The following is a 25,412-nucleotide window of genomic DNA, read 5'->3' as shown; positions in this document are numbered from 1 at the left end:
CGAGTCTGCCGTAGGGACGAAACTGAATCCGGCGCTGCCAGGATCAGCCGTACAGACTGCACGGCTCCCCATCGGGACCGCTACAATCGGCACATGACTAGCTCATCCTATCTGGCCAACCATCTGCTGATCGCCATGCCCGGGCTGGACGACCCCAATTTCTCGCGGGGCGTTACCTTCCTGTGCCAGCACAATGCCGACGGTGCCCTCGGCATCGTGGTCAACCGGCTGAGTAGTTATCGGCTCGGCGAAGTGCTGGAGCAGATGGAGATCTCGACCACCGATCCCCAGTTGAGCCAGATGCCAGTGTATGCCGGCGGACCGGTGCAGATGGATCGCGGTTTTGTGGTCCATGATCCGGGCGTACGATATGACTCCACCTTCAAGGTCTCCGACGAAATCTGCGTCACCACCTCGCGCGACGTGCTCGCCGCCATGGCCGAGGGTCGCGGCCCTAAGCGTGCGCTGGTGGCGCTGGGCTATGCCGGCTGGGGCGCCGGGCAGCTGGAGAACGAGATCAAGGAAAATTCCTGGCTGAGTGTGCCGTCCAGCGCCTCGATCCTGTTCGACACGCCGCTGGAAGCGCGCTGGCTGGCGGCCGCCCAACTGGCCGGTGTGGACATGCGCCTGCTGACGGACTACGCCGGGCATGCATGAGGATGCGCCTAAGCCGGCGGTGACCAGTGGCGTTTGGCTGGGGCTGGATGTGGGCACCCGAGACCTTGGGGTCGCCGTTGGCAATGAACTTACTGGACGCGCCCGACCGCTGAAGACACTGGCCATGCAGCCGGAAGCCTTGATGTGGACGACGCTGGACGCGATGGTCTCTGAATGGGCTCCAGGCGGCATCGTGGTCGGCCTTCCCCTGACCCGCGAAGGCGGAGAGCAGCCGATGAGCAAGCGCGCGCGCCGTTTCGCGGCAGCCGTCGAGCAACGCTACCAGCGTCCGGTGGTACAACACGACGAGCGCGGATCCACCCAGGTGGCCAAGCGCCGCTTTGCCGGAGAACGCGCCGCCGGAAACGCCCGACGCAAACACGCGGTCGACATCGACGCGCATGCTGCTGCTGTGATCCTGGAGGACTATCTTGCACTTGCCGGCCATTGACCCCCTGCTCGCCGCGCTGGTCGCCAGCACCCGTGCCCGCCTCGCCGAGCACAACATCGCTGATCCGCGCATTGTCGGCATTCATTCCGGCGGTGTCTGGCTGGCCCAATACCTGAGTGAAGCGCTCGGCCTGAGCGAGGCCATCGGCGAGCTGGATATCAGCTTCTACCGCGACGACTTCACCCGTGTGGGTATGCATCCCACGGTTCGCCCCTCGCGCATCCCCTGGGATGTGGAGGGCCGGCACCTGCTGCTGGTGGACGATGTGCTTTACACCGGCCGCACCATCCGCGCGGCGCTGAACGAAATCTTCGACTACGGCCGCCCGGCCAGCGTTACGCTGGCAGTCCTGGTCAGCCGCAATGGCCGTGAACTGCCCATTGAAGCCGGCGCCGTCGGCGCCCGACTGGTGCTGCCACCCGACCAGCAGATCAAGCTGCGCGGCCCGGCGCCGCTGTACCTGGAGCTGGTCGAACAACCGAGCCGCCATCCGTGACCATGCCCATGAGCCTGCAACTGACCGACGACAGCCGTCTGCGCCACCTGCTGACGGTGGACGGCCTTCCACGCAAGCTGATCGAAGAACTGCTGGACGTCGCCGACTCGATGCGCTCGGTGGCGCTGCGCGGCAACAAGAAGCTGCCGCTGCTGCGCGGTCGAACCATCATCAATCTGTTCTTCGAGCCGTCCACGCGCACGCGCACCACTTTCGAACTGGCGGCGGAAAGGCTGTCGGCCGACGTGCTGAATCTGGATGTGGCCTCGTCGTCGACCAGCAAGGGCGAGAGCCTGCTGGATACGCTGGCCACGCTGGAAGCCATGCATTGCGACATGTTCGTCGTGCGCCACCCCGAGTCAGGAGCCGCCCACTTCATCGCCGAACACACAGCGCCGGGCGTGGCGGTGCTCAACGCGGGCGACGGTCAACACGCACACCCGACCCAGGCGCTGCTCGACGCCTACACCATTCGCCGCCACAAGCCGCGCTTCGAGGACCTGACCATCGCGGTCGTGGGTGATGTGCTGCATTCACGCGTGGCACGCTCGGAACTGCGCGCTTTCGGCATCCTGGGGGCCGGGGAGCTGCGCGTCATCGGACCCCGCACCTTGTTGCCGCCAGCCATTGAGGAACTCGGCGTGCGCGTCTACACCGACATGGATGCGGGAATCGCCGATGTCGATGTCATCGTCATGCTGCGGCTGCAGCGAGAGCGCATGCGTGGGGCCTTCCTGCCCTCGGAGAACGAATACTTCCGCCGCTACGGGCTGACCCGTGAACGCCTCGCCCTGGCCAAACCTGACTGTCTGGTCATGCATCCGGGGCCGATGAATCGCGGCGTCGAGATCGCCAGTGACGTGGCCGACGGCCCGCAATCGGTGATTCTGGAGCAGGTGTCCAACGGTCTGGCCGTGCGCATGGCGGTGATGTCGCAGATTCTCGGCGCCCAGGTGCCACAGATGGATGCTGGCGCATGAACCGCATACTGATCGAAGGGGCGCTGGTGCGCTTTCCGCACCTCGGCATTGACCGCATTGCCAATGTGCTGTTCGCGCCGGGCCAGGTGCTGGCATTGGACCCCGATGCCGCCCGCTGCAAGGGCGCCGAGCGTATCGACGGTCGCGGCCGCTGGTTGATACCGGGACTGGTGGATCTGGCGACGCGCCTGCGCGAGCCCGGCGCCACGCACAAGGCCGACATCCGCTCGGAGGCGACCGCGGCGCTGGTCAATGGCATCACTCACGTGGTGCTGCCGCCCGATACCCGGCCAGTGATCGACTCCACCGCGGTGGTGGAACTGATCCTGCGCCGGGCCCGCGATAGCCGAGGCGCCACGGTGCATGTGATCGGTGCCCTCACCCATGGCCTCGGTGAAGACAGCCTGGCTGAACTCGGCGCACTGCGCGCGGCCGGTTGCATCGCAGTCGGCAATATCGGCCAGCCGCTGAGCAACAGCCATCTGCTGCGACGCGCCCTCCAATACGCGGCCTCGCTGGACATGGCGGTGCATCTGCAGCCGGTCGATCCGCATGTCGGCGCTGGTGGCGTGGCCCATGAAGGCCGGGTCGCCGCGCTGCAGGGCTTGCCGGGCATTCCAGAAACCAGCGAAACCCTGGCGTTGTCGCGCGATCTCATGCTGATCGAGGAAAGCGGCGTGCGCGCCCATTTCGGTCGACTGTCCTGTGCGCGCAGTGTCAGCCTGCTGTCGGCTGCGCGCGCCCGCGGGCTCAAGGTCAGTGCCGATGTGGCCATGCATCAGATCTATCTGAACGAGCACGATGTGCTGCCTTTCCGCAGCGATGCCCATCTGCTGCCGCCGCTGCGCACCAGCAACGACCGCGATGCGCTGCGCGAGGCACTGATCAGTGGCGAAATCGACGCGGTGTGCAGCGATCACCAGCCGCATGATCCGGACGCCAAGCTCAAGCCCTTTCCGGCCACCGAGCCGGGTGCCTCCGGCCTCGACAGTTTTCTCGGCCTGGGCCTCAAGCTGGTCCACGAGCAGCTGATGTCTTATGCCGAGTGGATAGACCGCAGCGCGCTGGCACCCCGGGTCATCCTGGGTCTGCCGGCGCCGAAACTGGAGCCCGATGCCGCGCCCGATTTTGTCCTGATCGAGCCGCACGCAGAACACACCCTGGATGCCGCCGCGATGGCCAGTCGCGGCAAGAACACGCCCTTCCGCGGCTGGCGTCTGCCCGGCCGGGTAGATCTGGCGGCCATTGCCGACCGTGTATGGATACGCACACCTTGAACCGCAAGAACACGCTTCCGATCCGCCTGCTGCACGCCAGCCTGACGCTGCTTCTGTTGAGCGGCTGCGCCACCATGCCACCGCCAGAACCAGCGCCCGAGCCGCCGCCGGCCCGCGACCGCGTCGCCGAACTGCGCACCCTCGCCAGCGCCACCCGCTCGGCCGTCGAAGTGGCGCCTCTGCAGAACCCGGCGGTGGAGCTGCTGATCGAGGCCGCCGCCGCCGCCGAAGCCAGGGGCGAGCACAGCGCTGCCCTGGCGCAGATCGAGGAAGCGCTCACGATCGAGACCGAGAACCCCCGCCTGTGGCAGCTCAAGGCCGAAGCGCTGCTGCGCCAGGGCGAATTTCTGGATGCCGAAAAGCTGGCCATGAAGAGCTACGACCTGGGTTCACAGATTGGCGAATGGTGCATGCGCAACTGGCTGCTGATCGCCGAAACCCGCGACGCGCTGGGCGACGCTTCCACCTCCGAAGCCGCCCGCAGACGCGCCGACGGCTGCCCGACCAGGCCGCTGCCCAGGTATTAAGCACAGTCGCCGACGAACGGCGAAAACATCTGGCGGGTTTGCATACGCGGATCCGCACCCAGCTTTGAAACAGCCATTCCGGGCGACAGAGCTCGATGCCATGAATCTCCTGAAGTGCGGCACTGCCGCCACGGTCTTCGCCTGTGCCCCGCCCTGTGTTTGCTGCTGGGCAACGTGACCCCCATCTTCATGGACTTCTATGTCGGGCAGACTCCGCAGAACGCGGCCCTGTCGTGCAACGCCGTGCGTGAAAATGCGACGTCGCAATCCTTCTTCTTCAACTTCTCCGTGAGCAATGGCTCGCTTTTCGCGAATTCCTTCGAATAGTCCCGGAGTCGGCTCGCCGGCAAATCCGGCGGGCGCGGCGATCTCGGCAACGGACTAGAGCTTGGTCGCCGATCCTGCCCAAGCGTCGACAATCCTCCTATCCTAAGGGCCGGAGGGATTCCATGGCCGTCGACACACAAGACTTTTCCACGCTGCTGGCAGCCTTCAAGCAAGGCAGTGCGCAAGCCTCGGCGCAGCTGATCGCCGTGGTCTATGACGATCTGCGGCGGCTGGCGCGAGCACAACTGGGCCACGGACAGCAGGGCCGAACGCTCAATGCCACTTCATTGGTGCACGAGTGCTATCTGCGCATCATGGACCCTGCGGCAAGCAACGTGGAATCCAAGCACCACTTCTTCAATCTGGCCAGCAAGGTCATGCGTCAGGTGCTGTGCGACTACGCCCGTGAGCGGCTGGCGGAAAAGCGCGGCAGCGGTCAGGCGCATGACACGCTCTCGGCAGTGGATTCCGAGCTGCATGCCGAAGCCACCCAGTTGATCGAACTTGACGATCTGCTCAATCGGCTGGAGGCGCGACACCCGCGCTACGCTCGGGTGTTCGAATGCCGTTATTTTGCCGGGCTCAGCGAACAGGAAACCGCTGACACGCTGGATATCAGCCTGCGCACCGCTCAGCGCGAATGGAATGAGGCGCGACAATGGCTGTCGGCGCAAGTGGCGACCTAGGCGCAGCAAGCTCTGGCGACAAGTCCGGAAAGGGTGGCTGAGACTCAGGTGCCGCACAGCAACTGAAGCACGCGAAAAGCAGTACGGCGCGACTTCAATCCGGTGCGAGCATAGTTTACCTCCACACGACAGACAGAAGATGGGTCAAAGCCCCCGGGATCGATTCAAGACCGGCCAGGCACTGCACGGACGCTTTCTCCAGGAGTTGGTCGGCCAGACCTGTGCTGGTGCCATCCTCAGGGCCGGCGCGCGTGTCGGGCCCTGGCGCATCGTCGAACTGGTGGGCTCCGGCGGCATGTCTCACGTCTATCTGGCCGAGCGTGCCGACGGTCGGTTCGAGCAGCAGGTGGCGCTCAAGCTGGTGCGCGGCAACGCCGATCTGATAGACCGACTGCGCCATGAACGGCGTGTCGTTGCCGCCCTCAGACATCCGCATATCGTCGGACTGATCGACGGTGGCGATACCGACGACGGCGATCTGTGGTTTGCGACGGGCGTGGTCGACGGGCTGCGGCGTCAGCGCCGACCTCAGGAAAGTTATCGCCTTTGCCACCCGCAAGGAGCCCTGCGCTGATGCCTTTGCGGTTCAGGGCGAGCACGAGGGCAAGGCCAGGTCCACCCCCAACCACAGGCTGCGGCCCGGGGCCGGCTCGAAGTAGCGTCCGAATGCCTCGTTGACGATGACCGAGGCGCTGTAGCGGCGGTCGAGCAGGTTGTCGACGCGCAGCGTGAAGCGCGGCTGGCCCCAGCGGGCGGGCGGTGCCAGCCACTGGAGGCTGAGACTGCCCACCGCATAGCCGGGCACCCGGTCCTGGTTGCGGTCGCTGGCGGGCGTGGCCGAGACCGCCTGCCACTCGAGGCTGGCGCCGAGATCGTCCTGCGCTTGATAGACCAGCACCAGATTGGCGCTGCGCGCCGGTACGCCCGGCAATCGCTGACCCGCCGCTATTACCGGGGGAATCCCGACACACGGCGGCTGGGGACAGCGGCTGTAGCCGACGCTGTAACGGGCATCGAGCCAATTCGCAATGCCACGCGCGGTCCATTGCTCGGAAAAACGCCACAGAGCAGACAACTCGAGGCCGCGGCGGCGGGTGGCGGTCGCGTTCTGGAAGCTGGTGCGTCCGCCCGAGGAACTGGCCACGACGATCTCGTCGGTGGTCTGCACCTGGAAGGCGGTGAGCTCGGCATTGACGCGCTCCCCTGCGTAGCGCAGGCCCAACTCGGCCTGGCGGGCGCGCGCCGGTCGCAGCTCGGTGTTGAAACCGGTGCCGGCGTCGCTGCGATAGGCCAGCTCGGCCAGCGTAGGCAGTTCCTGGTTGCGACCGAGCGCGCCATGCAGCAGCCATTCCGGGCGTATCCGATAGCTGAATCCCAGCACGGGCAGCGTGGCGGAACTGGCGTACTCGCCACTGTCATCGGGATTGCCGCTGACGATGTAGCGATCCAGGCTCTGGTAGTCCGTCAGATTGCGGCGCACGCCGGCAGACCAGCGCCAGTCCGGGCCGGTATCCAGGTCGACGCGGAACATGGCGTCGCGCGCCCTGCTGTCATTGCGCTCGTTACGCCGCAACTGACCCCGCACGCCGAGCTGGTTGCCGACGAAATTCTCGTATCCCAGGCGATCCTCGGACAAGCGTTCGTCGCGGATCTCGGCGCTGAATTCGGCCTGCCCGAGCGCCAGTTCGGTTTGTCGCGACCAGCGCAATGACCAGCCGTGATAGTCACGCCCCAGATCGATGACACCGCCGCCACTGGCCGGCTGCACCTGGGCTGCTCGCGGCACGCTCAGATACTGATCGATCTGGCGCTCGCCGGTGTAGACCGACAGGCTCCATTCCGACTGCTCGAGCTGGCGCGTGTAGCTCGCGCCCAGCTGCGACTGGCGGGTGCTCTTGCGAGTGTCGTAGAGCACCGCGGCGGGATTGGCCAGACGCCGATCGCGCTCGAACTCGGCCCGGGTCAGCGTTTGCGGATCCTCGCCCAGCGGCTGGTCCTGGTGGTGCGCACTCAGACTCAGGCGCGAGGCTGCATCTGGCTCCCAGTCCATGCGCGCCGCCGCGAGCGTGCGTTCGGCGCGACTGTGCTCGCGACTGCCCTCGCTGCGGTAGCGGTTTCCCGAGAGCGTGCCGCGAAGCTCGTCGTCGGCGTTGAGCTCGAATCCGACCCGGCGCTGGCCGAAGCTGCCGAGCGCCAGATTGACGCGATCGGAGTTGCCCGCCGTGTCGCGCCGGCCATCCACTCGCAGGTAGCCGCCGCCGTTGGTATAGAGCGCCGCGAAGGGGCCGCGGATGAGACTGACGCGCCCGCCCGCCGAAAGGTCCAGATGTCCCATCTGGCTCTGGCCATCAGCAGCCGTGGCCGGAATGCCATCGTATTCCACCCGCAGACCGCGCACGCCGAAGGGGCTGCGCGCGCCGAATCCGCGGATCTGGATCTGGGTGTCCTGGGCACCGTTGTTGCGCGGTCGCGCAATCACACCCGGCATTTCGCTCAGTACCTCGGCGATATCGATCAGTGGCTTTCGCCGCGCCAGATCGACCAGATCCAGCTCGATCAGCGCGTCAGGGCGGCGCTGCTGCTCGATACGCCGCTGCTCGGCGCTGATCACCGCCGGCAGACGCGTCTCCGACGGCGCGCTCTGCTCCGGAACCTGGACCAGCAGCCCGGCCAGTAGCAGCGAGCTCAGCACGTGCTGGCTTCGCCAAGCTGGCCGGGCCCAGGGCTCACGCCTCGACCATATCGAAATCGGCCTTGCCCACACCGCAGTCCGGGCAGGTCCACCAGTCGGGCACATCGGCCCAGCGGGTGCCGGCCGCAATGCCCTCGGCAGGCCAGCCGGCGGCTTCGTCGTAAATGAAGCCGCAGACCACGCATACAAAGGTCTTCCAGGGCCCCTGGCCGTCAGTGGGTTCCACTGCGCTCATCGTTGATCATCCCGAAAATGAAAAAAGGACGCGGATTCTGGCATAAGCGGGCGTGATCACCGGATCATCGGCCGTGCCAGCCGCCATGACCGCAGCATACCGATGCGCCCCAAAAACCGTGCAAAGCCGCCAGCGAGGTTTCCGCCGCCATGAATCCCAGCCTGATCCGTGGCCTTTATGCGCTGATCGACACCACCTGGCTGGCACCAGACCAGCTGAGCGATGCCGCGGCTGCCTGCATCCGCGGCGGCGCCCGCCTGCTGCAGTATCGTGACAAGAGCGCCAGCGCCACCGAGCGCGCCGAGCGTGGCCGGGCGATCTTTCAGGTCTGTCGGCAGCTGGGCGCGGTGTTCATCGTCAACGACGATGTCGAACTGGCCTTCGAACTGATGGCGCATGGGGTGCACCTCGGTGAGCTGGATTCCACCATCGCCGCCGCGCGGACGCGCCTGGGGCCGCTGGCGATCATCGGCGCCTCCTGCTATGACAGCGTGGTCAATGCCCAGCGCGCCGCCGATGCCGGCGCCAGCTATCTGGCTTTTGGCGCGTTTTTCCCGTCCAGCACCAAGCAGAACACACGCGAGGCCCATCCGATACTGCTGCGCAAGGCGCGCGCACTGGGATTGCCCTTGGTCGCCATTGGCGGCATCACGCCCGAGAATGCGCCGGAGTTGATCAGCGAAGGCGCCGATGCCATCGCCGTCGCGGGTGGGCTCTATGGCGGCAGCGACATCGAGGTCGCCGCCCGGCGCTATTCCGCATTGTTTGCGGGATGAAGGCACGGGGCACGGGGAAAGGCCATGGGCTTCGAGCTTTGGTAGGTCCAGACTTGTCTGGACGCTTCTGCATCACCGAGCAAAGAGCGTCCAGACAAGTCTGGACCTACCAAAGCCGCGAGGTTCTGTCTGATCCTGATCAAGAGCGACCAGACGAGTCCGGACCTGCCACAACGATGAAGCCTACGGGGCCTTCGCCCCGACCTTGCCTTCTCCGAGGCGCTCTCGCAGCCTCTCGACATCAAAGCACCGATCCGACTTCCAGCGCTCCGATGCGGGCTGGCCGTGATCAATCTCGATGCGATCGCGCAGATCGTCGAGCACCCGATAGACCCGGTCCTGCAGCGGCTCCGGGCACAATTCCAGATGCAGCAGCAAATCCAGCAGGTGCCCAAGCCGACGGGCATCGCGTTCGATCAATCCGGCCGACACGGCGTCCAGTTCGTCAAAGTCCGGATGCATCAGCCAGACCACTGCTGCATCTTCGGCGACGCGGTAATCGATGTCGCGCAGGGCCAGCTCCAGCGGCGACGCAGTTTCAAATTGCGCACCCGAGTTCATGCGCATTGCCGACCTTGCCCCGCGGCAAGCTTCCATGGTCTGGGATTACATTCCGTCATCCCTCAAGCGTGAGCCCAGCAAGCCGTGACGTCAACTGGGCGACCCAGCGGGCACCACAGCAGCGCCCGCGCATTGCCACGCCTTACGCCTTGCATGCCTGCGGCAGCTCGGCAAGGCTACACTGGACATTCCAGCACCGATTCCGAGCATGCGCGCAACCACCGCCACCATCCATCTAGCTGCGCTGCGCCACAATCTGCAGCGCGTGCGTGCACTGGCGCCGCGGTCGCGGGTCATGGCCGTGGTCAAGGCCGACGGCTACGGGCATGGCCTCGAACGGGTCGCGCAGGCGCTGAGCGCCGCTGATGCATTTGGTGTGGCCACGCTGACCGACGCCGAGCGCCTGCGCCGTGCCGGACACGGTCATCGGATCGTGCTGCTATCGGGTTTTGATGAGACACGCGACCTGGCGCTGGTGCACGAGTTGCAGGTCGATTGCGTGTTGCACCACGAGTACCAGCTGGCATTGCTGGAACGCACGGCCGTCAACAAGGCGCTGTCCCTGTGGGTCAAGATCGACACCGGCATGCACCGACTGGGCTTTGCGCCGGAGCAGGCGCAGCGCGTCTACCAGCGCCTGCGGGCTCTGCCCCAGGTCGGCGAGATCCGCTGGATGACCCATTTTGCCTGCGCCGACGAGAATGACCGCGAACAGACCGAGGCCCAGATGCAACGCTTCGGCAAGGCCATCGAGGCCTTGCCCGGCGAGCGCAGCCTGGCCAATTCGGCCGCGCTGCAAGCCTTTCCCGACAGTCAGGGCGACTGGGTGCGTCCCGGCGGCATGCTCTACGGTTTGTCCACCTTTGCCCGCAAGATGGGCTGCGACCTGGGCCTGCAACCGGCCATGAGCCTGTCGACGCGATTGATCTCGGTACAGACGCTGGCCGAAGGCGAGCGCGTCGGCTACGGTGGCACCTACGTCTGTCCTCACGCCATGCGCATCGGTATCGCTGCCATCGGCTATGGCGACGGCTACCCGCGCCACGCCCCCAGCGGCACACCGGTGAAGATCGATGGACAGACCGCCAAGGTGATCGGGCGGGTGTCCATGGATCTGCTGGCCATCGACCTCAGTACCGCTCCGGGCGCCGGCATCGGCAGCGAGGTATTGCTGTGGGGTCCGGAACTGCCGGTCGAACGCATCGCCGAGATGGCCGGGACCATCGGCTACGAACTGGTTTGCGGCGTGACCCGACGGGTGCAGTTTGCCGTCGATCAGGGCAGCGCCGACATCAGCGCCGCCGCCTGAGGTCATGAGCCATTACCCGCCGCCATGGCAGGACTGGCTGACCGAGCGACGGCAGAGCTTGCAGGCAGCGGACGCCCCAGCCGCACTGGATGCGGTACTGCTGGCCAGTGACTTTGCTGTCGAGGAACTGCGCCGCCGCCCGGCCTTGTTGGCTCTGATCGACGGCCGCGAGGCCGCTGAACTGCAGCCGCCTGCGGCCGACGATCCGGAGCTGAGTGCCCGCCTTCGCCAGTTCCGACGAGCGGAGTCGCTGTCGATCATCATCGATGATGTGCTTGGGCGTGACTCGGTCGAGCGCACACTGGAACGCACCACGGTGCTGGCCGAGCGCTGTATCGAGGTGGCTTTCGCCGCGGCAAGGGCCGAGTTGGTCGCACGCCATGGCGAACCGCGCGACGAAGACGGTGTGGTCCAGTCGCTGATCGTCTATGGCCTGGGCAAGCTCGGCTCCCGTGAACTGAACTTCTCCAGCGACATTGATCTGATCGCAGCCTTTCCACGCGCCGGCGAAACCGATGGTCGCCGCGCACTGGACAATGAGGATTTCTTCGCCCGTCTGGTGCAACGTGCCAGCACCCTGCTCGGCGAGACCACCGCCGAAGGATTCGGCTATCGCGTCGATTGGCGCCTGCGTCCCTTTGGCACGGCAGGCCGCCTGACCCTGTCCTTCGATGCCATGGAAGATTATTACCAGCGCGAGGGCCGCGAATGGGAGCGCTTTGCGCTGCTGCGCGCACGACCGGTGGCCGGCGATCTGGCGGCCGGTCGCGAATTGCTGGAGCGACTGCGTCCCTTTGTCTGGCGCCGTTATTTCGACTACGCCGCGCTCGAGGGCCTGCGCGAACTGAAGGCCATGGTCGACGCCGAAGTGCGGCGGCGCGAGCGCGAGCACGATCTGAAACTTGGTCCCGGCGGCATTCGGGAGATCGAATTCCGGGTGCAGCTGGAATCGATCATCCGCGGCGGCCGCGACCCCAGCCTGCGCACCGGCAACACCCTGGAACTGCTGACCTTGCTGGCAGAACGCGGCGTGATCGCCGCCGACGAGGCCCTGGCGCTGGCCGAGGCCTATTGCTATCTGCGGCGACTGGAAAACCGGGTGCAGATGTATCGCGATGAACAGACCCATGTGCTGCCCGAGGATCCGGACGTCCGCGAGCGCTACGCGCTGGCCCTGAACTACACCAGCTTCGCCGCGCTGATGAATGATCTGGACTATCACCGCACCCTGGTCAGCGCGGCCTTCGAGCGCTGCCTGCCGCTGGCGTCCACCGGTCCTGCGCTGCCGGCCGGTCACGCTGGCGATGTCCAGCTCTGGCGCCGATTCTCGGCATCGGCGGAACAAAACGGCGACCGGCCGGCATTGCCCGACAGCCCCGATGCCCGGGCGCTGCATCGTTTGGCAGAAACACCGGCTGTGCGCGCCATGAGCGCCCGCGGCCGTGCTCGACTGGATCGCATCGTGCCGCTGGTGCTGGCGGCTTGTCGCGATGGTCAATGTTCGGAGTCGGCGTTGGAGCACTGGGTCAATCTGCTCGCCGCGGTGGCCGGGCGCACCAGCTATCTGGCCCTGCTGGCCGAGCGCCCGGCCCTGATCTCAAGGGTGCACCGGCTACTGGTCGCCAGCCCCTGGCTGGCCTGCGCGCTGGCGCAATCACCGATCCTGCTGGATGACTTGCTCGACCAGAGGCTGGCCACCGGCATCCCGGGCAAGGTCGAATTCGCAGCACGCCTGGAGCAGGAACTGGCAGCGGTCGATCCGGGCGACACCGAACACGAACTGGAACGGGTGCGCCAATTCCAGCAGAGTGCGCGTCTGGAACTGGCACTGGCATTTCTCGATGGGCGCAGCGATGCCGCGCGCACGGCCAGCGGGCTGGCCGATATCGCCGATCTGGTCATCGATCGCCTGTTGCGCTTTGCGCTGCGCGACCTGGCCGCCCAGCACGGCGTCCTGCCCGGCCTGAACCCCGAACTCGGTCTGGCCGTGATCGGCTATGGCAGCCTCGGCGGTCGCGAGCTCAATTTCAGTTCAGATCTCGATCTGGTGTTCGTCTATGACGAAGTACTTCAGAACGCCGAAAGCGGCGGCGCCCGCGCACTCGATGGCCAGCGCTATCTGGCGCGCGCCGCCCAGCGACTGCTGCATCTGCTGACGGTGCAGACCGCCTTTGGTCCGCTGTATGAAATCGATGCCCGATTGCGACCGAATGGCAGCAAGGGTCTGTTGGTCACGCCGCTGTCGGCCTATGCCCGCTACCAGGAATCAGAGGCCTGGCTGTGGGAGCACCAGGCCCTGGTGCGGGCGCGTTTTGTCGCCGGCGATGCCGCCTTGGGCGCCGAGTTCGAAGCGCTGCGCACGCGCACGCTGCTCCGCCAGCGAGACCCGGTCGCGGTGGCCCAGGAAGTCAGCCAGATGCGCGAGCGCTGGCGCGAGGCGCTGGATCGAAGCAACAGCGAGCGTTTCGACCTGAAACAGGGCCATGGCGGGCTGGTGGATATCGAATTCATCGCCCAGCAGCAGCTGTTGGCCGAGGGTCATCGCGCTCAGGGGCAGGAATCGCCACCGACCGAGACCGCGGCGCTGCTGGGCTGGTTGACCGGCCACGGCCTGCTCGACACTGAGCGCGCCACAGCGATGGCCGAGGCCCATCGCCGCCTGCTCGACCGCGGCCTGCGCTGCGCCCTGGCGCTGGAAAGCCGCATCGTGCCCAGCGCCGAAGCCCTGAGCCTGGCCTGGCGCGGGTGACAGCCGGTTGTTGGTTGTTGGTTGTTGGTTGTTGGTTGTTGGTTTGAAGCGGGGCACGGGGCACGGGGCACGGGAAAGGCTTCGGGCTTTGAGCATTTGTAGGTCCAGACTCGTCTGGACGGTTGTTGATGCGTCATTGCGAGGAGCGCAGCGACGAAGCAATCCAGGGTAGCGCCGCACATCCCTGGATTGCTTCCCCCGGATCAAGTCCGGGGTCGCAATGACGCCGGGGGGTCATGGCCCGTGGGCAGTTTCAGGCCGAAACAGGTGGCTCGCAATGACGTCGGAACGCGAGCCTTTCCCGTGCCCCGTGCCCCTTGCCCCTTGCCCCGTCCCCCGTGCCCCTGGCCCTTTGCCCCTAGCCCGCCCCGTGCCCCGTGCCCCGTGCCCCATCCAAATGCTACCCTTCGCCCCCATTTTCCCCTGCCCCCGACGAATCCATGGTCCGTACCCGCTTTGCTCCCAGTCCCACCGGTTTTCTGCATGTGGGCGGCGCCCGCACGGCGCTGTTCAGCTATCTGGAAGCGCGCCGCCATGGCGGCCAGTTCGTGCTGCGGGTGGAGGACACCGATCGCGAACGCTCCACCGAGGCGGCCATCGCCGGGATCATCGACGGCATGCGCTGGCTGGATCTGGAGCACGACGAAGGCCCTTACTTCCAGACCCAGCGCTTCGCCCGTTACCGGCAGGTGGCGCACGAACTGCTGGCGGCCGGCAAGGCCTACCAGTGCTGGTGCACCAAGGAAGAGCTGGAAGCCATGCGCGCCGATCAGGAAGCGCGTGGCCTGAAGCCGCGCTACAACGGCTACTGGCGTGATCGGGTCGAGGCGCCGCCGGCCGGCGTGACCCCGGTGATCCGCTTCAAGAATCCGCTGCATGGCGAGGTCGTGGTCGATGACCGCGTGCGTGGCCGGGTGATCTTCGACAATGCCGAACTCGACGATCTGATCATCTGGCGTTCGGACGATTCGCCCACCTACAACTTCTGCGTGGTGGTCGACGATGCCGACATGCGCATCACCGATGTCATCCGCGGTGATGATCATTTGAACAACACCCCGCGCCAGATCAATATCTACGAGGCACTGGGTCAGGCGGTGCCGCGTTTTGCCCACCTGCCGATGATCCTGGGACCCGATGGCGCCAAGCTCAGCAAGCGCCACGGTGCGGTCAATGTGCTCGGCTATCGCGAAGACGGCTATCTGCCCAATGCTCTGCTGAACTATCTGGTACGCCTGGGCTGGTCCTACGGCGATCAGGAGATCTTCTCGCGCGCCGAGATGATTGCCCTGTTCTCGGCTGACGACGTCAACCACTCCGCCAGCCGCTTTGATGTCGAGAAACTGCGCTGGCTCAATCAGCATTATCTGAAGACCATGGACCCGGCCGAGATTGCCCCCGAACTGCGCTGGCATCTGCAGCAGCAGGGCCTGGATCCGGACCGCGGACCGGCCGCCGAGGATCTGATCGTGGGTCTGCGCGAGCGCGTGCACACGCTCAAGGAAATGGCCGAACGCGCCCGGGTCTGGATCGACCCGCTGACCCAGTACGACGATGCCGCCGTGGCCAAGCATCTCACGGCAGCAGCGCGCGCGCCCTTGCAGGCCGCGCATGAAGCGCTGGCGGCCGCCACCGAATGGAGTGCCGTCTCCGTGCATGAGGCCCTCGCCGCAGCCGCGACCACCCTGGGCGTGGGCCTGGGCAAGGTTGCCCAACCCCTGCGCGTGGCCATCACCGGCACCCAGGTCAGCCCCTCGATTGACCACACCGTGTACCTGGCCGGCAAGGCTGAGGCGCTCAAGCGCATCGACGCGGCGTTGGCGAAGCTGCCAGCCTGATGGTCGAGACCCACCCGATGCTGGTCGCGAGTCTGTTCGCGGACAGAGTCCGCTCCCACAGAAAGCCAGGCCGCCGCTCCTGTGGGAGCGGACTCTGTCCGCGACGGCTCCAGCCATGAGCCGCCGCCGCGGCACCGCCATCGAGAGTGCCCACGACGGCGATCGTGGTGGGGTCGGCAGCAACCGTGTATTCGGTTGGCTGATGGCCGCGGTCGCCGCGTTGGTGACGCTGTGGGCCTGGCACCACAGCCACCCGGCCATGCCTTGGGCAGCAGGCGTGAGCCTGTTATTTGCGCTGCTGGCGAGCTTGGCTCCGAGCTGGCTGCTGCCGCTCAACCGCGCCTGGATGGCGCTCGGCCATCTGCTCGGCCGCATCGTCAGTCCCATCGTCATGGCCCTGATCTACTTCGGTGTGGTCACCCCGATCGCCCTGCTCGCCCGCGCCCGCGGCGTCGACCCGATGCGGCGACGCTTCGACCGCGAGGCGAAGAGCTACTGGATCGCCCGTGAGCCGCCGGGTCCGGATCCGAAGACCATGGAAAGGCAGTTCTGAAGGGCGGGAAAAGGGGAAAGGGAAAAAGGAAAAGGGAAGAGCGGATGAGCGGCTCAGCCACCTGCATCGGCTGCCGGGAATAGTCTGCAAGGGAAAGACAGATTGATCCGTGGCGCTGCACGGGGACTCACCCAAGTTTCGTGCGAAGCGCCTCGGTGGCTATCCTTTCGCGGAGATTCAATTCAAGACACGCTGCCCTGGACAGGCCCATTCGAGGCGATGGCCCAGTTCTGCCGGCCCTCGGTTGCTACACCGAATCGCGCCGTGCCTGCTTTTCCCCTTTTCCTTTTCCCTTTTTCCCGCTTCTCATCTTCCAAACCGCGCCCGCACCTGCGCCAGGGTGGGCATGGCGGGTGCTGTGCCCAGTGTCTCGGTGCTCATCGCGGCGACCCGGTTGGCGTGGATCACCGCGTCGCGAAACGGCGTGCCCGCCTCGGCAAAGGCCAGTGCGGCCGCCAGGGCCCCGGAAAAGGCGTCACCGGCGCCGGTCGTATCGATGGCGCGCACTGCTTCGGGCGGCAGGCGGTAATAGGGCTGATCGTCGCCGCGATGATCGCGGCCGTGCGAGACGAAACAGCCATGCTCACCCAGCGTGATGACCACGGTGGGCACGCCGGTGGTGCGGCATAGCGCATGAAGATCCAGATCATCAATGTCCCAGGGCCGGGACACGTCATCAGGCACGCCAAGCTTGGCCAGCAACAGCGCAAACTCAGTCTCGTTGGGGGTGAGCAGATCGGCCAGCGCCAACAGTTCGGGCGTGATCTCAGGGTGCATCGGTGCCGGATTCAGGAACGCCAAGGCACCGACCTCACGTGCTCGGGCCAAAGCCGCGGCGACGCTGGCGAGGCCGGTCTCCAGTTGAGTCAGGACCACACGCACGCCGCGCTCGACCTGCTGCGCCACCGCCGGATCCAGGGCCAGGTTGGCGGCCAGATCGACCACGATCAGATTGCGACCTGCGCCATCGACGACAATGCTGGAGGTCGCTGTCGGCCGCGATTCCACCTGCTGCCAGTGACAATCCAGCCCCTCGCTGTCGGCAAACCGTCGCGCGGTCTCACCCAGCGGATCAGCGCCGACGGCGCCGATGAAGCGCGTCGCCACACCCTGACGGTGGCTCGCCACGGCCTGATTGAAACCCTTGCCACCAGGACCGGTGGAAAAACGGCCCACCCGGGTTTCTCCGACCGCCGGAAAGCGATCGGTGGTCCAGCAGTGATCCTGGACGTAGCTGCCGAGGATGGTGACGAGGGGGGCCGAGTTTTTAGCTTTGTGCATGGCAGGAATTCCCACGACTCCGTTGGGGCAAGTCAAATGTCAAACGTCAATTCGAAGCAAGGTCCTGCACATGCTCCCGGCGGCCAAACGAGACCGAGCAATCGGGACTACGCAATTGACGTTTCACTTTTTACGTTTCACTTTCCAATTCAACCAAACCTCGTCAACACCCCGGCAATGGTCGCCGTCATGAAGGTCGCCAGGGAGCCGCCGAGCACGGCGCGCAGGCCGAATCGGGCGAGATCGCTGCGGCGTTCGGGGGCGAGGCCGCCGATGCCGCCGATCTGGATGGCGATCGAGGAGAAATTGGCGAATCCACAGAGCGCGTAGGTGGCGATCAGCTTGCCCTGATCGGTCAGCATGACGCCATCGACGCCGTTCTTGATGATGTCGGCCAATTGCAGATAGGCCACGAATTCATTGATGACGATCTTCTGTCCGATCAGGCTGCCAACCACGGTGGCATCCTGCCAGGGCACGCCGATGATCCAGGCCAGCGGCGCCAGCAGATAGCCCAGGATCAGGGCCATGTCGGTGGGTTTGCCGATCGCCGCCTGCAGGCCGGTGACTTCGCCGATCCAGGTCAGCGGCCAGTTCAGCAGTGCAATCAAGGCAATGAAGGCCAGCAGCATGGCACCGATGTTGAGGGCCAGGCGCAGGCCGTCGGCGGCGCCACCGGCGGCGGCGTCGATGATGTTGCTGGCGGTCTGCTCGACTTCCATCTTGACCGTGCCTCCGGTCAGCGGCTGGCCGGTCTCGGGTATCAGGATCTTGGCGATGACCAGCGTCGCTGGCGCCGCCATGATCGAGGCCGCCAGCAGGTGCTTGGCGTAGAAGGCACTCTGCACCGGGTCGCCGCCGCCGAGCATGCCCACATAGGCTGCCAGCACGCCACCGGCAATATGGGCCATGCCGCCGATCATCATCGTCAGCAGTTCCGACTCGGTCATCTTGGCGATGTAGGGTCGTACCGTCAGCGGAGCCTCGGTCTGACCGATGAAGACGCTGGCGCACACCGAGGTGGTCTCGGCGCCGGATACCTTCATGACCTTGGTGATGGCCATGGCCATCACGCGCACCACCGCCTGCATGACGCCGAGGTAATAGAGCACGCCCATCAAGGATGCGAAGAAGATGATCGTGGGCAATACCTGGAAGGCAAAGATGAATCCGTAGGTCGAGGTGTCCATGAGGCTGCCGAAAATGAAATTCGAGCCTTCATTGACGAAACTCAGAATCTTGACAAAGCCCTGACCCAGCTTGTCGAACACGTCCTTGCCACCGGGCACCAGCAGCACCAGTACCGCGAATCCGATCTGCAGGCCGATCCCGGTGAGCACCAGTTTCCAGTTCACTGCGCCACGGTTGTTGGAGAACACCCAGGCAATCCCTATCAGAACCGCCAGCCCCAACACCCCGAATGCCATCTGACCCAGCATGCTGCTCTCCCCAGTTCCGGTACGCGGCCGCGCCCCGGTGCGACCAATCGGGCGAGACTAGGCGAGGCGTTGACGGCGCGCAAACATATTGAATGCTCGTGACCGCCTACCGGCGTCACAAGAGATCACCTGAACCCGGTTACGGACCGTGCACAGACCGTGCTTAGGCTCTAACATCGGCAGATTGCGCAATTCACGTCGAGTTCCTACTGCCGTGTCAGGGGCCACTCCGCCAGTCAGTCTTTCGCGCCGACGCCTGACCATCGGACGCAGACTGTTCTACACGCACCTGCTGGTGGCCTTGCTGGTGGCCTTGAGCTTGGGTGTGTATCTGCATTGGGCGGCTGAATCGGAGCTGCGCAATGCGCTAAATACGCGCCTGAGCGAGAATGCCACGCTGGCGGCCGAGGCCATGCAGCTCAGCGACTGGAGCGCCTTGCGATCCCCGGCGGACACCGCACGCCCCGAATACGCCGACCTCATGCGGCGCTTTGCCAGCATCACCGAGCGCAACCGGGTCATCAGCCGGCTGACCCTGCTGCGGCGGGACGGCCCGCGGTTGACGGTCGTGGCTGATTCACTCGGCGCCGCATCGGGCTATTCGCCGGGGGATTCGCTGCCCGGAAGCCTGCGTTCCGAGTCGCCGACAGGGGGAGCGCCAGTCATTCAGGGTAGTGACTTCAATGCGATCGCCGAGGTGAAGAACAGCGACGGCAACTATCTGCTCGCACTCAACATCGCTGCCGAGGACATTGCCGAAAAGCTGGCCACCTTGCGCACCAACGCGGCGGTGTCCTTCGTCATCGCCGTCGCCCTGGCGCTGGCGATGAGCCTGTGGCTGGCGCGTTCCGCACGCGCGGTACTGCGGCGCTTCGCCGGACGCTTCAAGGAAATCGCAGAGGGCAAGCTCGACAAGAAGCTGGCCTGGACCGGCGATGACGAATTTGCCGATCTGGCCACGGCACTGAACGACATGTCGGAGCGGCTGGACCTGTCGCAGTCGCAGCGCGAGGGCGCAGTGACTGAACTCAAGGCAGCGCGCGACCGGCTTGAGGAGATGGTGCGCGAACGCAGCGCCGAGCTTGAGAAGCTGAACACCATGCTGCGCTCCGAGATCGAGGCCCGGTGTCAGCTCGAGGCGGCATTGGCCGAGGCAGCAGCCACCGACACCATGTCGCAACTGCTGAATCGACGCGGCATGCTGGAAGCGCTGGAACAGGCCTCGGAGCAGGCCCGGCGTCAGAAGAGCTCTTTCATCGTGGTCATCGGCGACGTCGACCACTTCAAGCGCATCAATGATCAGAACGGACATACCGTCGGCGATCAGGTACTGGTGGGCCTGGGGCGCAGGCTGAAGAGCAGTTTGCAGTCGCACGACGCGGCCGGTCGCTGGGGCGGCGAGGAATTCCTGATGCTGTGGCCGGACATGAGCATCACCGAGGCCGAGGCCCGCGCCAACAGTCTGCGCGAGAGCATCGCCAACAAGCCGGTATATCCGGGGGCTCCGCCGATCACGATGAGCTTCGGGGTGGCCGAATTCACCGGGCTCGACACTCTGGATCGTTGCATCAGCCGGGCCGACAGGGCGCTGTATCGGGCCAAGATCGATGGCAGAAACCGCGTGTCCGTTGGCGTCTGAGGCAGGCCACGCAAGGGTCGGCGCGGGCGGCAGGATCGGATTGGAGCGGGTGATGGGAATCGAACCCACGTTAGCAGCTTGGGAAGCTGCAGTTCTACCATTGAACTACACCCGCTTCAGGTCCTCATTCTACGGATCGGCGCGCATATCGCCAGTGGCTGGCACACAGGTAGCATGCAGCCATGGATAAAGCCCTACAGCCCGGGCAATCACGCTTCAGCCAGTGGTTGCGGCGGATTGGTCTGGCCCAATGGTCACCCTGGCCGCTGGTAGCCATCGGCCTGGCCATCATCGGCACCGGGCTCGGTCTGGATCTGCGCCGCCAGTACCAAGAGGCACAATCGCTGGCCCGCGACCGCATCGGCAGCTCGGCCACGCTGGCGGCACAGACCGTCGGCCAACGTCTGGCGGCCGCTTCACTGTTGCTGAACCGCCTGGATTCCTCGCTGAACGCCAATCCTCTCGATGCCGCCGCCATCGTTTCGGTCATCTCCGGACTGGAGTCGGACCTGATCGCAGTCCTGCTGATTGACGCTGACGGGCGAGTCGCCGCCAGCAGTCGCCCGGAGCACGTGGGCATCGATCTAGGCAATCAGGCCTTTCTGTGGTCAGCGCGGGCCGACGCCGATGTCGATGCACGCCTGTACCTCACCACGGCTCCCGAGGAGCTGTCCTCCAGCGGTGAACTGGCGGCACGCGCGCGGCGCTCGGTGAACGGCAGTTTCAACGGCGTGATCGCCCTGATCCTCGCCCCTTCCTATTTCGACGCGCTCCTGCCACTGGTCCAGCCTGGCACTGCAGTGATCCTGCGCGATGCTGACGGTCGGTCAGTGGCGAGCTATCCGGCAGATGGTGTCCAGATGACGGAGGCCAATGCCTACAGCGCCAGAGTCACCGTCGAATCGGGCTTGATCACGCTCGATCGACCGTGGTCGCTGGAAGTATTGCGTGATCGGGAATCGGTGTTCGCCGACTGGAGCCGGCAAGCGCGCTTCGGCTTGCTGCTGTGGCTGCTGGTGGCGGTCGTTGCCTGTCTGGCCGGGGTGATCGCCACGCTGCGGCGCCGGGAAATGAAGCGCCTGCGTGGATTGCACCGCCGACTGCTGCAGGGTGTAGACGAGGGCCTGGCAGGAATCGACGTGCAAGCCCGAATCCGCTTTGCCAACAGCGCCTTCGCACGCCATCTGGAACAAAGTCCCGGCGCCTTGCTGGGTGCCGATCTGCGCACGCTGCTGCGCTGGCCTGAACCGGGCATGGACCCCGTCAGTGCTGTCATTGCTGGAGAACTGCCGCGCTACGAGGGCAACTGCCAGCTCGGGCCGAACGCTGCCAGCCTGCGGGCCACGATCACCCCCACCCGGGAAGACGGCACAGTCTCCGGCGCCCTGCTGGCTTTTGCCGACCCGATCAGTCACAACGCCACCAGCAGTGCCCGCAGTCCGGCAGATCGTTTGTATCGCACCCTGTTCGATCTGTCCCCTGACGCCGTGCTGATCGTCGATCTCGACAGCGAGAAGCCGCTGGCCTTCAATCCAGCCGCAGCACAGATGCTGGGATACAGCCAGGAGCAATTCGGCGCGCTGAGGGTGCGGGACCACGAAGCCCATGCCGCCCCGATCGACTCGATCCGGCATATCGCCCGCGTTCTGGCGGAGGGTCGGGTGGAATTCGAGACCCGCTACCGCACCAGCGATGGCGGCATCAAGGAAGTACAGGTGCGCGCCCAGACCATCGAATTCGCCGGGCGCCCGGCGCTGTACTGGATCGTGCGCGACATCCACGAGGCCAAGCGCATCGCCCTGGAACTGCAGCAGAGCGCTGCCCTGATGCGCGCGCTCGTAGACCATCTGCCCCTGCCATTCCTGGTTTTCGAAAACGATGTGCTGAGCTTCTCCAACGCTCGCTACGACAGCGATTTCTCGCCCGCCGCGTCAGGCATTTCGCTGGAAGACTGGCTGGCCAGTCACTGCACCGATGCCGCCGCCTGTGACGATTTCCGCAGCCTCTGGCAGCGTCTGGAAACCGACGCCAGCGCACCCCTGCAACTGGAACTCAGCCTGCTGGCGGCAAACCAGCAGGTCCGGGTATTCGATCTGCACGGTGCGCGCGTGGGCACGCGCAGCCTGCTGTTGCTGGTGGATCTGACCGAACGTCGTCTGGCCGAAGTGCGCCTGGGCGAAGCGCGCGAACTGGCCGAACGCGCGAACCGTGCGCGCAGCGAATTCCTGGCCAACATGAGCCACGAGATCCGTACGCCGATGACGGCGATCCTGGGTCTGACCTATCTGCTGCAGAAGTCCGAGATCAGTGCCGTCCAGCGCGACCAGACCCAGAAGATCGATGCTGCAGCGCGCGCGCTGCTGGCCATCCTCGACGATCTGCTCGACTACTCGAAGCTGGAGACCGGGCGAATCGCCATCGAGCAACGGCCGTTCCGACTGACCGAACTGACCGCGGAAATCACCGCACTTTTCGCGCCTGGCGCGCGCAGCAAGTCACTGGCGCTGACGACCTTTGTCGATCCGGCGATTCCGGCCATCTTGATCGGCGACCCACTGCGCCTGCGCCAGGTGCTGATGAACCTGGTCGGCAATGCCCTGAAGTTCACCGAGGAGGGCGAGATCGAGGTGCGCATGAGCTTGCTCGACAGCGACGCGGATCGGATCGAGCTGGAACTGTGTGTACGCGACACGGGCATCGGAATCGAGGATGCGCAGGTAGAGAGGATCTTCGAACCTTTCTATCAGGCCGAAACCTCGTCGACGCGCCGCTTCGGCGGCACCGGCCTTGGACTGCCGATCACCCAGTGGCTGATCACCTTGATGGGCGGCAGTCTGAGTGTCGACAGCCGCCCCGGCACCGGCAGCGAATTCCGGGTACGTCTGGCCTTCGGTCGCTCCGACGATGCACTGCCTGCGGCGGCTGCCGACCGCACCCTGACCAGTGCACCCGCGGCTGTTCGGCGTCCCCTGGAGGGCATGTCCGTGCTGCTGGTCGAGGACCATCCCATCAATCGACACGTCGCGCGCGAGATTCTCATCGGGGAGGGCGCCGAGGTTGCGGTGGCCGGCGACGGCCAGGAGGCAATCGACCAGTTGCGGGAGCGACCCGGCGCCTTCAACGCCGTGTTGATGGATATCCAGATGCCACAGATGGATGGTTTCGAAGCCACCGCAATCATCCGCGGCACCCTCGGCTTGACCGAGTTGCCGATCATCGCCGTGACTGCCAACTCCAGTGCTGAAGATCGCGCCCAGAGTCGTGCCGCCGGCATGAACGCGCATCTGGCCAAACCCATCGATGTGCAGTCGCTGGTGGCGACGCTGCTGGCACTGGCCAGACCCGGGTCCGCCGATGGCCCGATGCCGGGCACGGCCAGCCCCAGCCCCGCCCAGCAAGTCGAGGAGCTGCCGGTACTGGCGCTGGAACCGGCGCTCGCGCGCTTGGCCGGACACCGGACGCTGTACGCGCAGATGGCCCGCTTGTTTGCGCAGGAACAGGGAGAATCCGTGAGTCGATTGCGTGCAGCCTTGTCCCAGGGAGACAGGATCGAGGCGGCACGCGCCGCGCATACGCTCAAGGGTGTGGCTGCCACGCTCGGCGCCGAAGCGCTCTCCGCGCTGTCATCGCAGCTCGAGCGGGCACTGAAGCGCGGTGCCAATCCTGAAGAACTGCAGCGGCTGAGCGATCGCCTGGCCGATGCTTTGGCGCAGGCCATCGTCGCCCTGGAGCAGGCCGCCGAAGAACTCGCTCCCGCCGCCGAACATGCGATCGCCGAAGAAGACTTCGACAGCAGTGCCTTTGTGCAGTGCCTGGATCGCCTGGTCGTGGCGCTGGTCGACAGCAACATGGCGGCACTGGACCATTTTTCAGACCTTCGCGAATTGGCCACCGCAGAGCTCCTGCCAGCACTGCGCAATGTCGAAGATGCGCTGGGCCGGCTAGACTTCTCCACTGCACTGGATGCCTGCCGCCGCGTGGAAGCGGCACTCGACGCCATGACTGACAACCACACAGGGGAAAGCCGTGAGTGAGCTGCCGCAGGCCGAGCGCCCGCGCATCCTGGTGGTTGACGATCAACCGACCAACATCCAGACGCTCTATCAGATCCTGAAGGGTGACTACGACGTCTCCATGGCCACCGATGGCTCGCAGGCAATCAGCCTGTGCCAGCGGCGTCCGCCCGATCTGGTATTGCTCGACGTGGTGATGCCGGGCATCGACGGTTTCGAGGTCTGCCGCCGACTCAAGGCCGATCCTGCCACCCGCGATGTACCGGTGATCTTCGTCACTGCCCGCGACAGCACCGAGGACGAAACCCTGGGCCTGGAGGTGGGCGCCGTCGACTTCATCGGCAAGCCGGTCAATCCGCCCGTGGTGCGCGCACGTGTCCGTACCCAGATCGAACTCAAGCGGCAGACCGACATCCTGCGCTCACTGGCTTTCAATGACGGTCTGACCGGCGTCGCCAACCGACGCTGGTTTGACGAGCGCCTGCAGGTCGAATGGCTGCGCTGCCGCCGCAACAAGCTGCCACTGTCGCTGATCCTGCTGGATCTGGACCACTTCAAGGCCTACAACGATCACTACGGCCATCAAGCAGGCGACGATTGTCTGCGCGCCGCGGCAGCAGCGATGAAGGCTCGCCTCGGCAGACCAGCTGATCTGCTCGCCCGATACGGTGGCGAGGAGTTTGTGTGCCTGTTGCCCGAGACACCCACGGACGGGGCTCGCGCCAAGGCCGATGATCTGGGCCGAGCGGTATTCGAGCTGGGCCTGCCGCACCTCGATTCGCCCACGGCCAGCGTGGTCACTATCAGCCGCGGGGTGGCGTCGGCCATGCCCGCCGTGGAAAGCAGTCCGGCGGAACTGTTGCAACGCGCCGACGAGAAGCTGTATGTGGCCAAACGATCTGGTCGCAATCGCACCGAAAGCTGAT

The 25,412-nt window shown here is 65.5% G+C and carries 21 protein-coding genes and 1 tRNA gene; 16 read left to right on the top strand and 6 right to left on the bottom strand.

Annotated elements, in window-relative coordinates:
* Positions 1-93: 93 nt before the first annotated feature.
* From H7A19_02990 to H7A19_02955, 8 genes are all read left to right on the top strand, one after another.
* The gene (locus H7A19_02990) at positions 94-657 is read left to right on the top strand and encodes a YqgE/AlgH family protein (protein MCP5473786.1); all 564 of its coding nucleotides are present in this window, start codon (positions 94-96) and stop codon (positions 655-657) included.
* A complete protein-coding gene (gene ruvX, locus H7A19_02985; protein MCP5473785.1) occupies positions 650-1,108 on the top strand; it encodes a Holliday junction resolvase RuvX in 459 nt (152 codons plus the stop codon). Before H7A19_02990 ends, ruvX begins: the two co-directional genes overlap by 8 nt.
* Positions 1,095-1,604: a bifunctional pyr operon transcriptional regulator/uracil phosphoribosyltransferase PyrR gene (pyrR, locus tag H7A19_02980; GenBank protein MCP5473784.1), complete on the top strand. Its 510-nt coding sequence runs from the start codon at positions 1,095-1,097 to the stop codon at positions 1,602-1,604. The genes ruvX and pyrR overlap by 14 nt, the downstream gene beginning before the upstream one ends.
* Before the next feature lie 8 nt (positions 1,605-1,612).
* On the top strand, positions 1,613-2,584 hold the full coding sequence (locus tag H7A19_02975; protein ID MCP5473783.1) for an aspartate carbamoyltransferase catalytic subunit: 972 nt from the start codon (positions 1,613-1,615) through the stop codon (positions 2,582-2,584).
* Complete coding sequence (locus tag H7A19_02970; protein MCP5473782.1) at positions 2,581-3,861, top strand: dihydroorotase; 1,281 nt, start codon at positions 2,581-2,583, stop codon at positions 3,859-3,861. Before H7A19_02975 ends, H7A19_02970 begins: the two co-directional genes overlap by 4 nt.
* Entirely contained in the window at positions 3,858-4,388 is a 531-nt protein-coding gene (locus H7A19_02965) for a hypothetical protein (GenBank protein MCP5473781.1), read from the top strand. The genes H7A19_02970 and H7A19_02965 overlap by 4 nt, the downstream gene beginning before the upstream one ends.
* Positions 4,389-4,837: 449 nt before the next feature.
* On the top strand, positions 4,838-5,401 hold the full coding sequence (locus H7A19_02960; protein ID MCP5473780.1) for a sigma-70 family RNA polymerase sigma factor: 564 nt from the start codon (positions 4,838-4,840) through the stop codon (positions 5,399-5,401).
* Between the two features lie 139 nt (positions 5,402-5,540).
* Positions 5,541-5,975: a hypothetical protein gene (locus tag H7A19_02955; protein MCP5473779.1), complete on the top strand. Its 435-nt coding sequence runs from the start codon at positions 5,541-5,543 to the stop codon at positions 5,973-5,975.
* A gap of 12 nt (positions 5,976-5,987) precedes the next feature.
* On the opposite strand, the gene H7A19_02950 is transcribed toward H7A19_02955, so the two are convergent.
* Entirely contained in the window at positions 5,988-8,093 is a 2,106-nt protein-coding gene (locus tag H7A19_02950) for a TonB-dependent receptor (protein ID MCP5473778.1), read from the bottom strand.
* A gap of 34 nt (positions 8,094-8,127) precedes the next feature.
* On the bottom strand, positions 8,128-8,328 hold the full coding sequence (locus H7A19_02945) for a rubredoxin (GenBank protein ID MCP5473777.1): 201 nt from the start codon (positions 8,326-8,328) through the stop codon (positions 8,128-8,130).
* Between the two features lie 149 nt (positions 8,329-8,477).
* Here H7A19_02945 and H7A19_02940 point away from each other — a divergent pair, with 149 nt between their 5' ends.
* Positions 8,478-9,104, top strand: a complete 627-nt coding sequence (locus H7A19_02940; protein ID MCP5473776.1) for a thiamine phosphate synthase — start codon at positions 8,478-8,480, stop codon at positions 9,102-9,104.
* A 183-nt stretch (positions 9,105-9,287) separates the two neighbouring features.
* Here H7A19_02940 and H7A19_02935 read toward each other — a convergent pair whose 3' ends face one another.
* Positions 9,288-9,665 carry a hypothetical protein gene (locus tag H7A19_02935; GenBank protein ID MCP5473775.1) on the bottom strand — a complete coding sequence of 126 codons (378 nt, stop codon included), beginning with the start codon at positions 9,663-9,665 and terminating at the stop codon, positions 9,288-9,290.
* A gap of 208 nt (positions 9,666-9,873) precedes the next feature.
* Here H7A19_02935 and alr point away from each other — a divergent pair, with 208 nt between their 5' ends.
* The 4 genes from alr (at position 9,874) to H7A19_02915 (ending at position 16,114) form a co-directional block, all read left to right on the top strand.
* Positions 9,874-10,974, top strand: coding sequence for an alanine racemase (alr, locus tag H7A19_02930; protein ID MCP5473774.1), 1,101 nt, complete (start codon positions 9,874-9,876; stop codon positions 10,972-10,974).
* A 4-nt stretch (positions 10,975-10,978) separates the two neighbouring features.
* Positions 10,979-13,723: a bifunctional [glutamate--ammonia ligase]-adenylyl-L-tyrosine phosphorylase/[glutamate--ammonia-ligase] adenylyltransferase gene (gene glnE, locus H7A19_02925; protein ID MCP5473773.1), complete on the top strand. Its 2,745-nt coding sequence runs from the start codon at positions 10,979-10,981 to the stop codon at positions 13,721-13,723.
* A 440-nt stretch (positions 13,724-14,163) separates the two neighbouring features.
* On the top strand, positions 14,164-15,561 hold the full coding sequence (gene gltX / locus H7A19_02920; GenBank protein ID MCP5473772.1) for a glutamate--tRNA ligase: 1,398 nt from the start codon (positions 14,164-14,166) through the stop codon (positions 15,559-15,561).
* A 115-nt stretch (positions 15,562-15,676) separates the two neighbouring features.
* Entirely contained in the window at positions 15,677-16,114 is a 438-nt protein-coding gene (locus H7A19_02915) for a hypothetical protein (protein ID MCP5473771.1), read from the top strand.
* 306 nt (positions 16,115-16,420) lie between these two features.
* Here H7A19_02915 and H7A19_02910 read toward each other — a convergent pair whose 3' ends face one another.
* Complete coding sequence (locus H7A19_02910; protein ID MCP5473770.1) at positions 16,421-17,395, bottom strand: ribokinase; 975 nt, start codon at positions 17,393-17,395, stop codon at positions 16,421-16,423.
* A gap of 149 nt (positions 17,396-17,544) precedes the next feature.
* Entirely contained in the window at positions 17,545-18,834 is a 1,290-nt protein-coding gene (locus H7A19_02905) for a NupC/NupG family nucleoside CNT transporter (GenBank protein ID MCP5473769.1), read from the bottom strand.
* Positions 18,835-19,048: 214 nt separating this feature from the next.
* Between H7A19_02905 and H7A19_02900 the strand changes: the two genes are divergently transcribed.
* Positions 19,049-20,473: a diguanylate cyclase gene (locus H7A19_02900; GenBank protein MCP5473768.1), complete on the top strand. Its 1,425-nt coding sequence runs from the start codon at positions 19,049-19,051 to the stop codon at positions 20,471-20,473.
* Between the two features lie 41 nt (positions 20,474-20,514).
* Here the strand turns inward: H7A19_02900 and H7A19_02895 are convergent.
* Positions 20,515-20,588: transfer RNA gene (locus tag H7A19_02895), tRNA-Gly, on the bottom strand.
* Positions 20,589-20,655: 67 nt separating this feature from the next.
* Between H7A19_02895 and H7A19_02890 the strand changes: the two genes are divergently transcribed.
* Entirely contained in the window at positions 20,656-24,507 is a 3,852-nt protein-coding gene (locus tag H7A19_02890) for a response regulator (protein MCP5473767.1), read from the top strand.
* Positions 24,476-25,411, top strand: a complete 936-nt coding sequence (locus H7A19_02885) for a diguanylate cyclase (GenBank protein ID MCP5473766.1) — start codon at positions 24,476-24,478, stop codon at positions 25,409-25,411. The genes H7A19_02890 and H7A19_02885 overlap by 32 nt, the downstream gene beginning before the upstream one ends.
* Position 25,412: the final 1 nt, after the last annotated feature.

The organism is Rhodanobacteraceae bacterium (assembly GCA_024234055.1).
Taxonomy (GTDB): domain Bacteria; phylum Pseudomonadota; class Gammaproteobacteria; order Xanthomonadales; family SZUA-5; genus JADKFD01.
The sequence above is the reverse complement of the archived record's forward strand: the minus strand, read 5'-3'. Positions and strand labels throughout refer to the sequence as shown.

Excerpts from the sequence above, each read along its gene's own strand:
- alr (MCP5473774.1), top strand. The coding sequence starts at position 9,874 with ATGCGCGCAACCACCGCCACCATCCATCTAGCTGCGCTGCGCCACAAT.
- H7A19_02910 (MCP5473770.1), bottom strand. The coding sequence starts at position 17,395 with ATGCACAAAGCTAAAAACTCGGCCCCCCTCGTCACCATCCTCGGCAGC.
- H7A19_02955 (MCP5473779.1), top strand. The coding sequence starts at position 5,541 with ATGGGTCAAAGCCCCCGGGATCGATTCAAGACCGGCCAGGCACTGCAC.
- H7A19_02960 (MCP5473780.1), top strand. The coding sequence starts at position 4,838 with ATGGCCGTCGACACACAAGACTTTTCCACGCTGCTGGCAGCCTTCAAG.
- H7A19_02935 (MCP5473775.1), bottom strand. The coding sequence starts at position 9,665 with ATGAACTCGGGTGCGCAATTTGAAACTGCGTCGCCGCTGGAGCTGGCC.
- H7A19_02945 (MCP5473777.1), bottom strand. The coding sequence starts at position 8,328 with ATGAGCGCAGTGGAACCCACTGACGGCCAGGGGCCCTGGAAGACCTTT.
- H7A19_02915 (MCP5473771.1), top strand. The coding sequence starts at position 15,677 with ATGAGCCGCCGCCGCGGCACCGCCATCGAGAGTGCCCACGACGGCGAT.
- gltX (MCP5473772.1), top strand. The coding sequence starts at position 14,164 with ATGGTCCGTACCCGCTTTGCTCCCAGTCCCACCGGTTTTCTGCATGTG.
- H7A19_02970 (MCP5473782.1), top strand. The coding sequence starts at position 2,581 with ATGAACCGCATACTGATCGAAGGGGCGCTGGTGCGCTTTCCGCACCTC.
- ruvX (MCP5473785.1), top strand. The coding sequence starts at position 650 with ATGCATGAGGATGCGCCTAAGCCGGCGGTGACCAGTGGCGTTTGGCTG.
- H7A19_02905 (MCP5473769.1), bottom strand. The coding sequence starts at position 18,834 with ATGCTGGGTCAGATGGCATTCGGGGTGTTGGGGCTGGCGGTTCTGATA.
- H7A19_02990 (MCP5473786.1), top strand. The coding sequence starts at position 94 with ATGACTAGCTCATCCTATCTGGCCAACCATCTGCTGATCGCCATGCCC.
- H7A19_02890 (MCP5473767.1), top strand. The coding sequence starts at position 20,656 with ATGGATAAAGCCCTACAGCCCGGGCAATCACGCTTCAGCCAGTGGTTG.
- H7A19_02975 (MCP5473783.1), top strand. The coding sequence starts at position 1,613 with ATGAGCCTGCAACTGACCGACGACAGCCGTCTGCGCCACCTGCTGACG.
- glnE (MCP5473773.1), top strand. The coding sequence starts at position 10,979 with ATGAGCCATTACCCGCCGCCATGGCAGGACTGGCTGACCGAGCGACGG.
- H7A19_02940 (MCP5473776.1), top strand. The coding sequence starts at position 8,478 with ATGAATCCCAGCCTGATCCGTGGCCTTTATGCGCTGATCGACACCACC.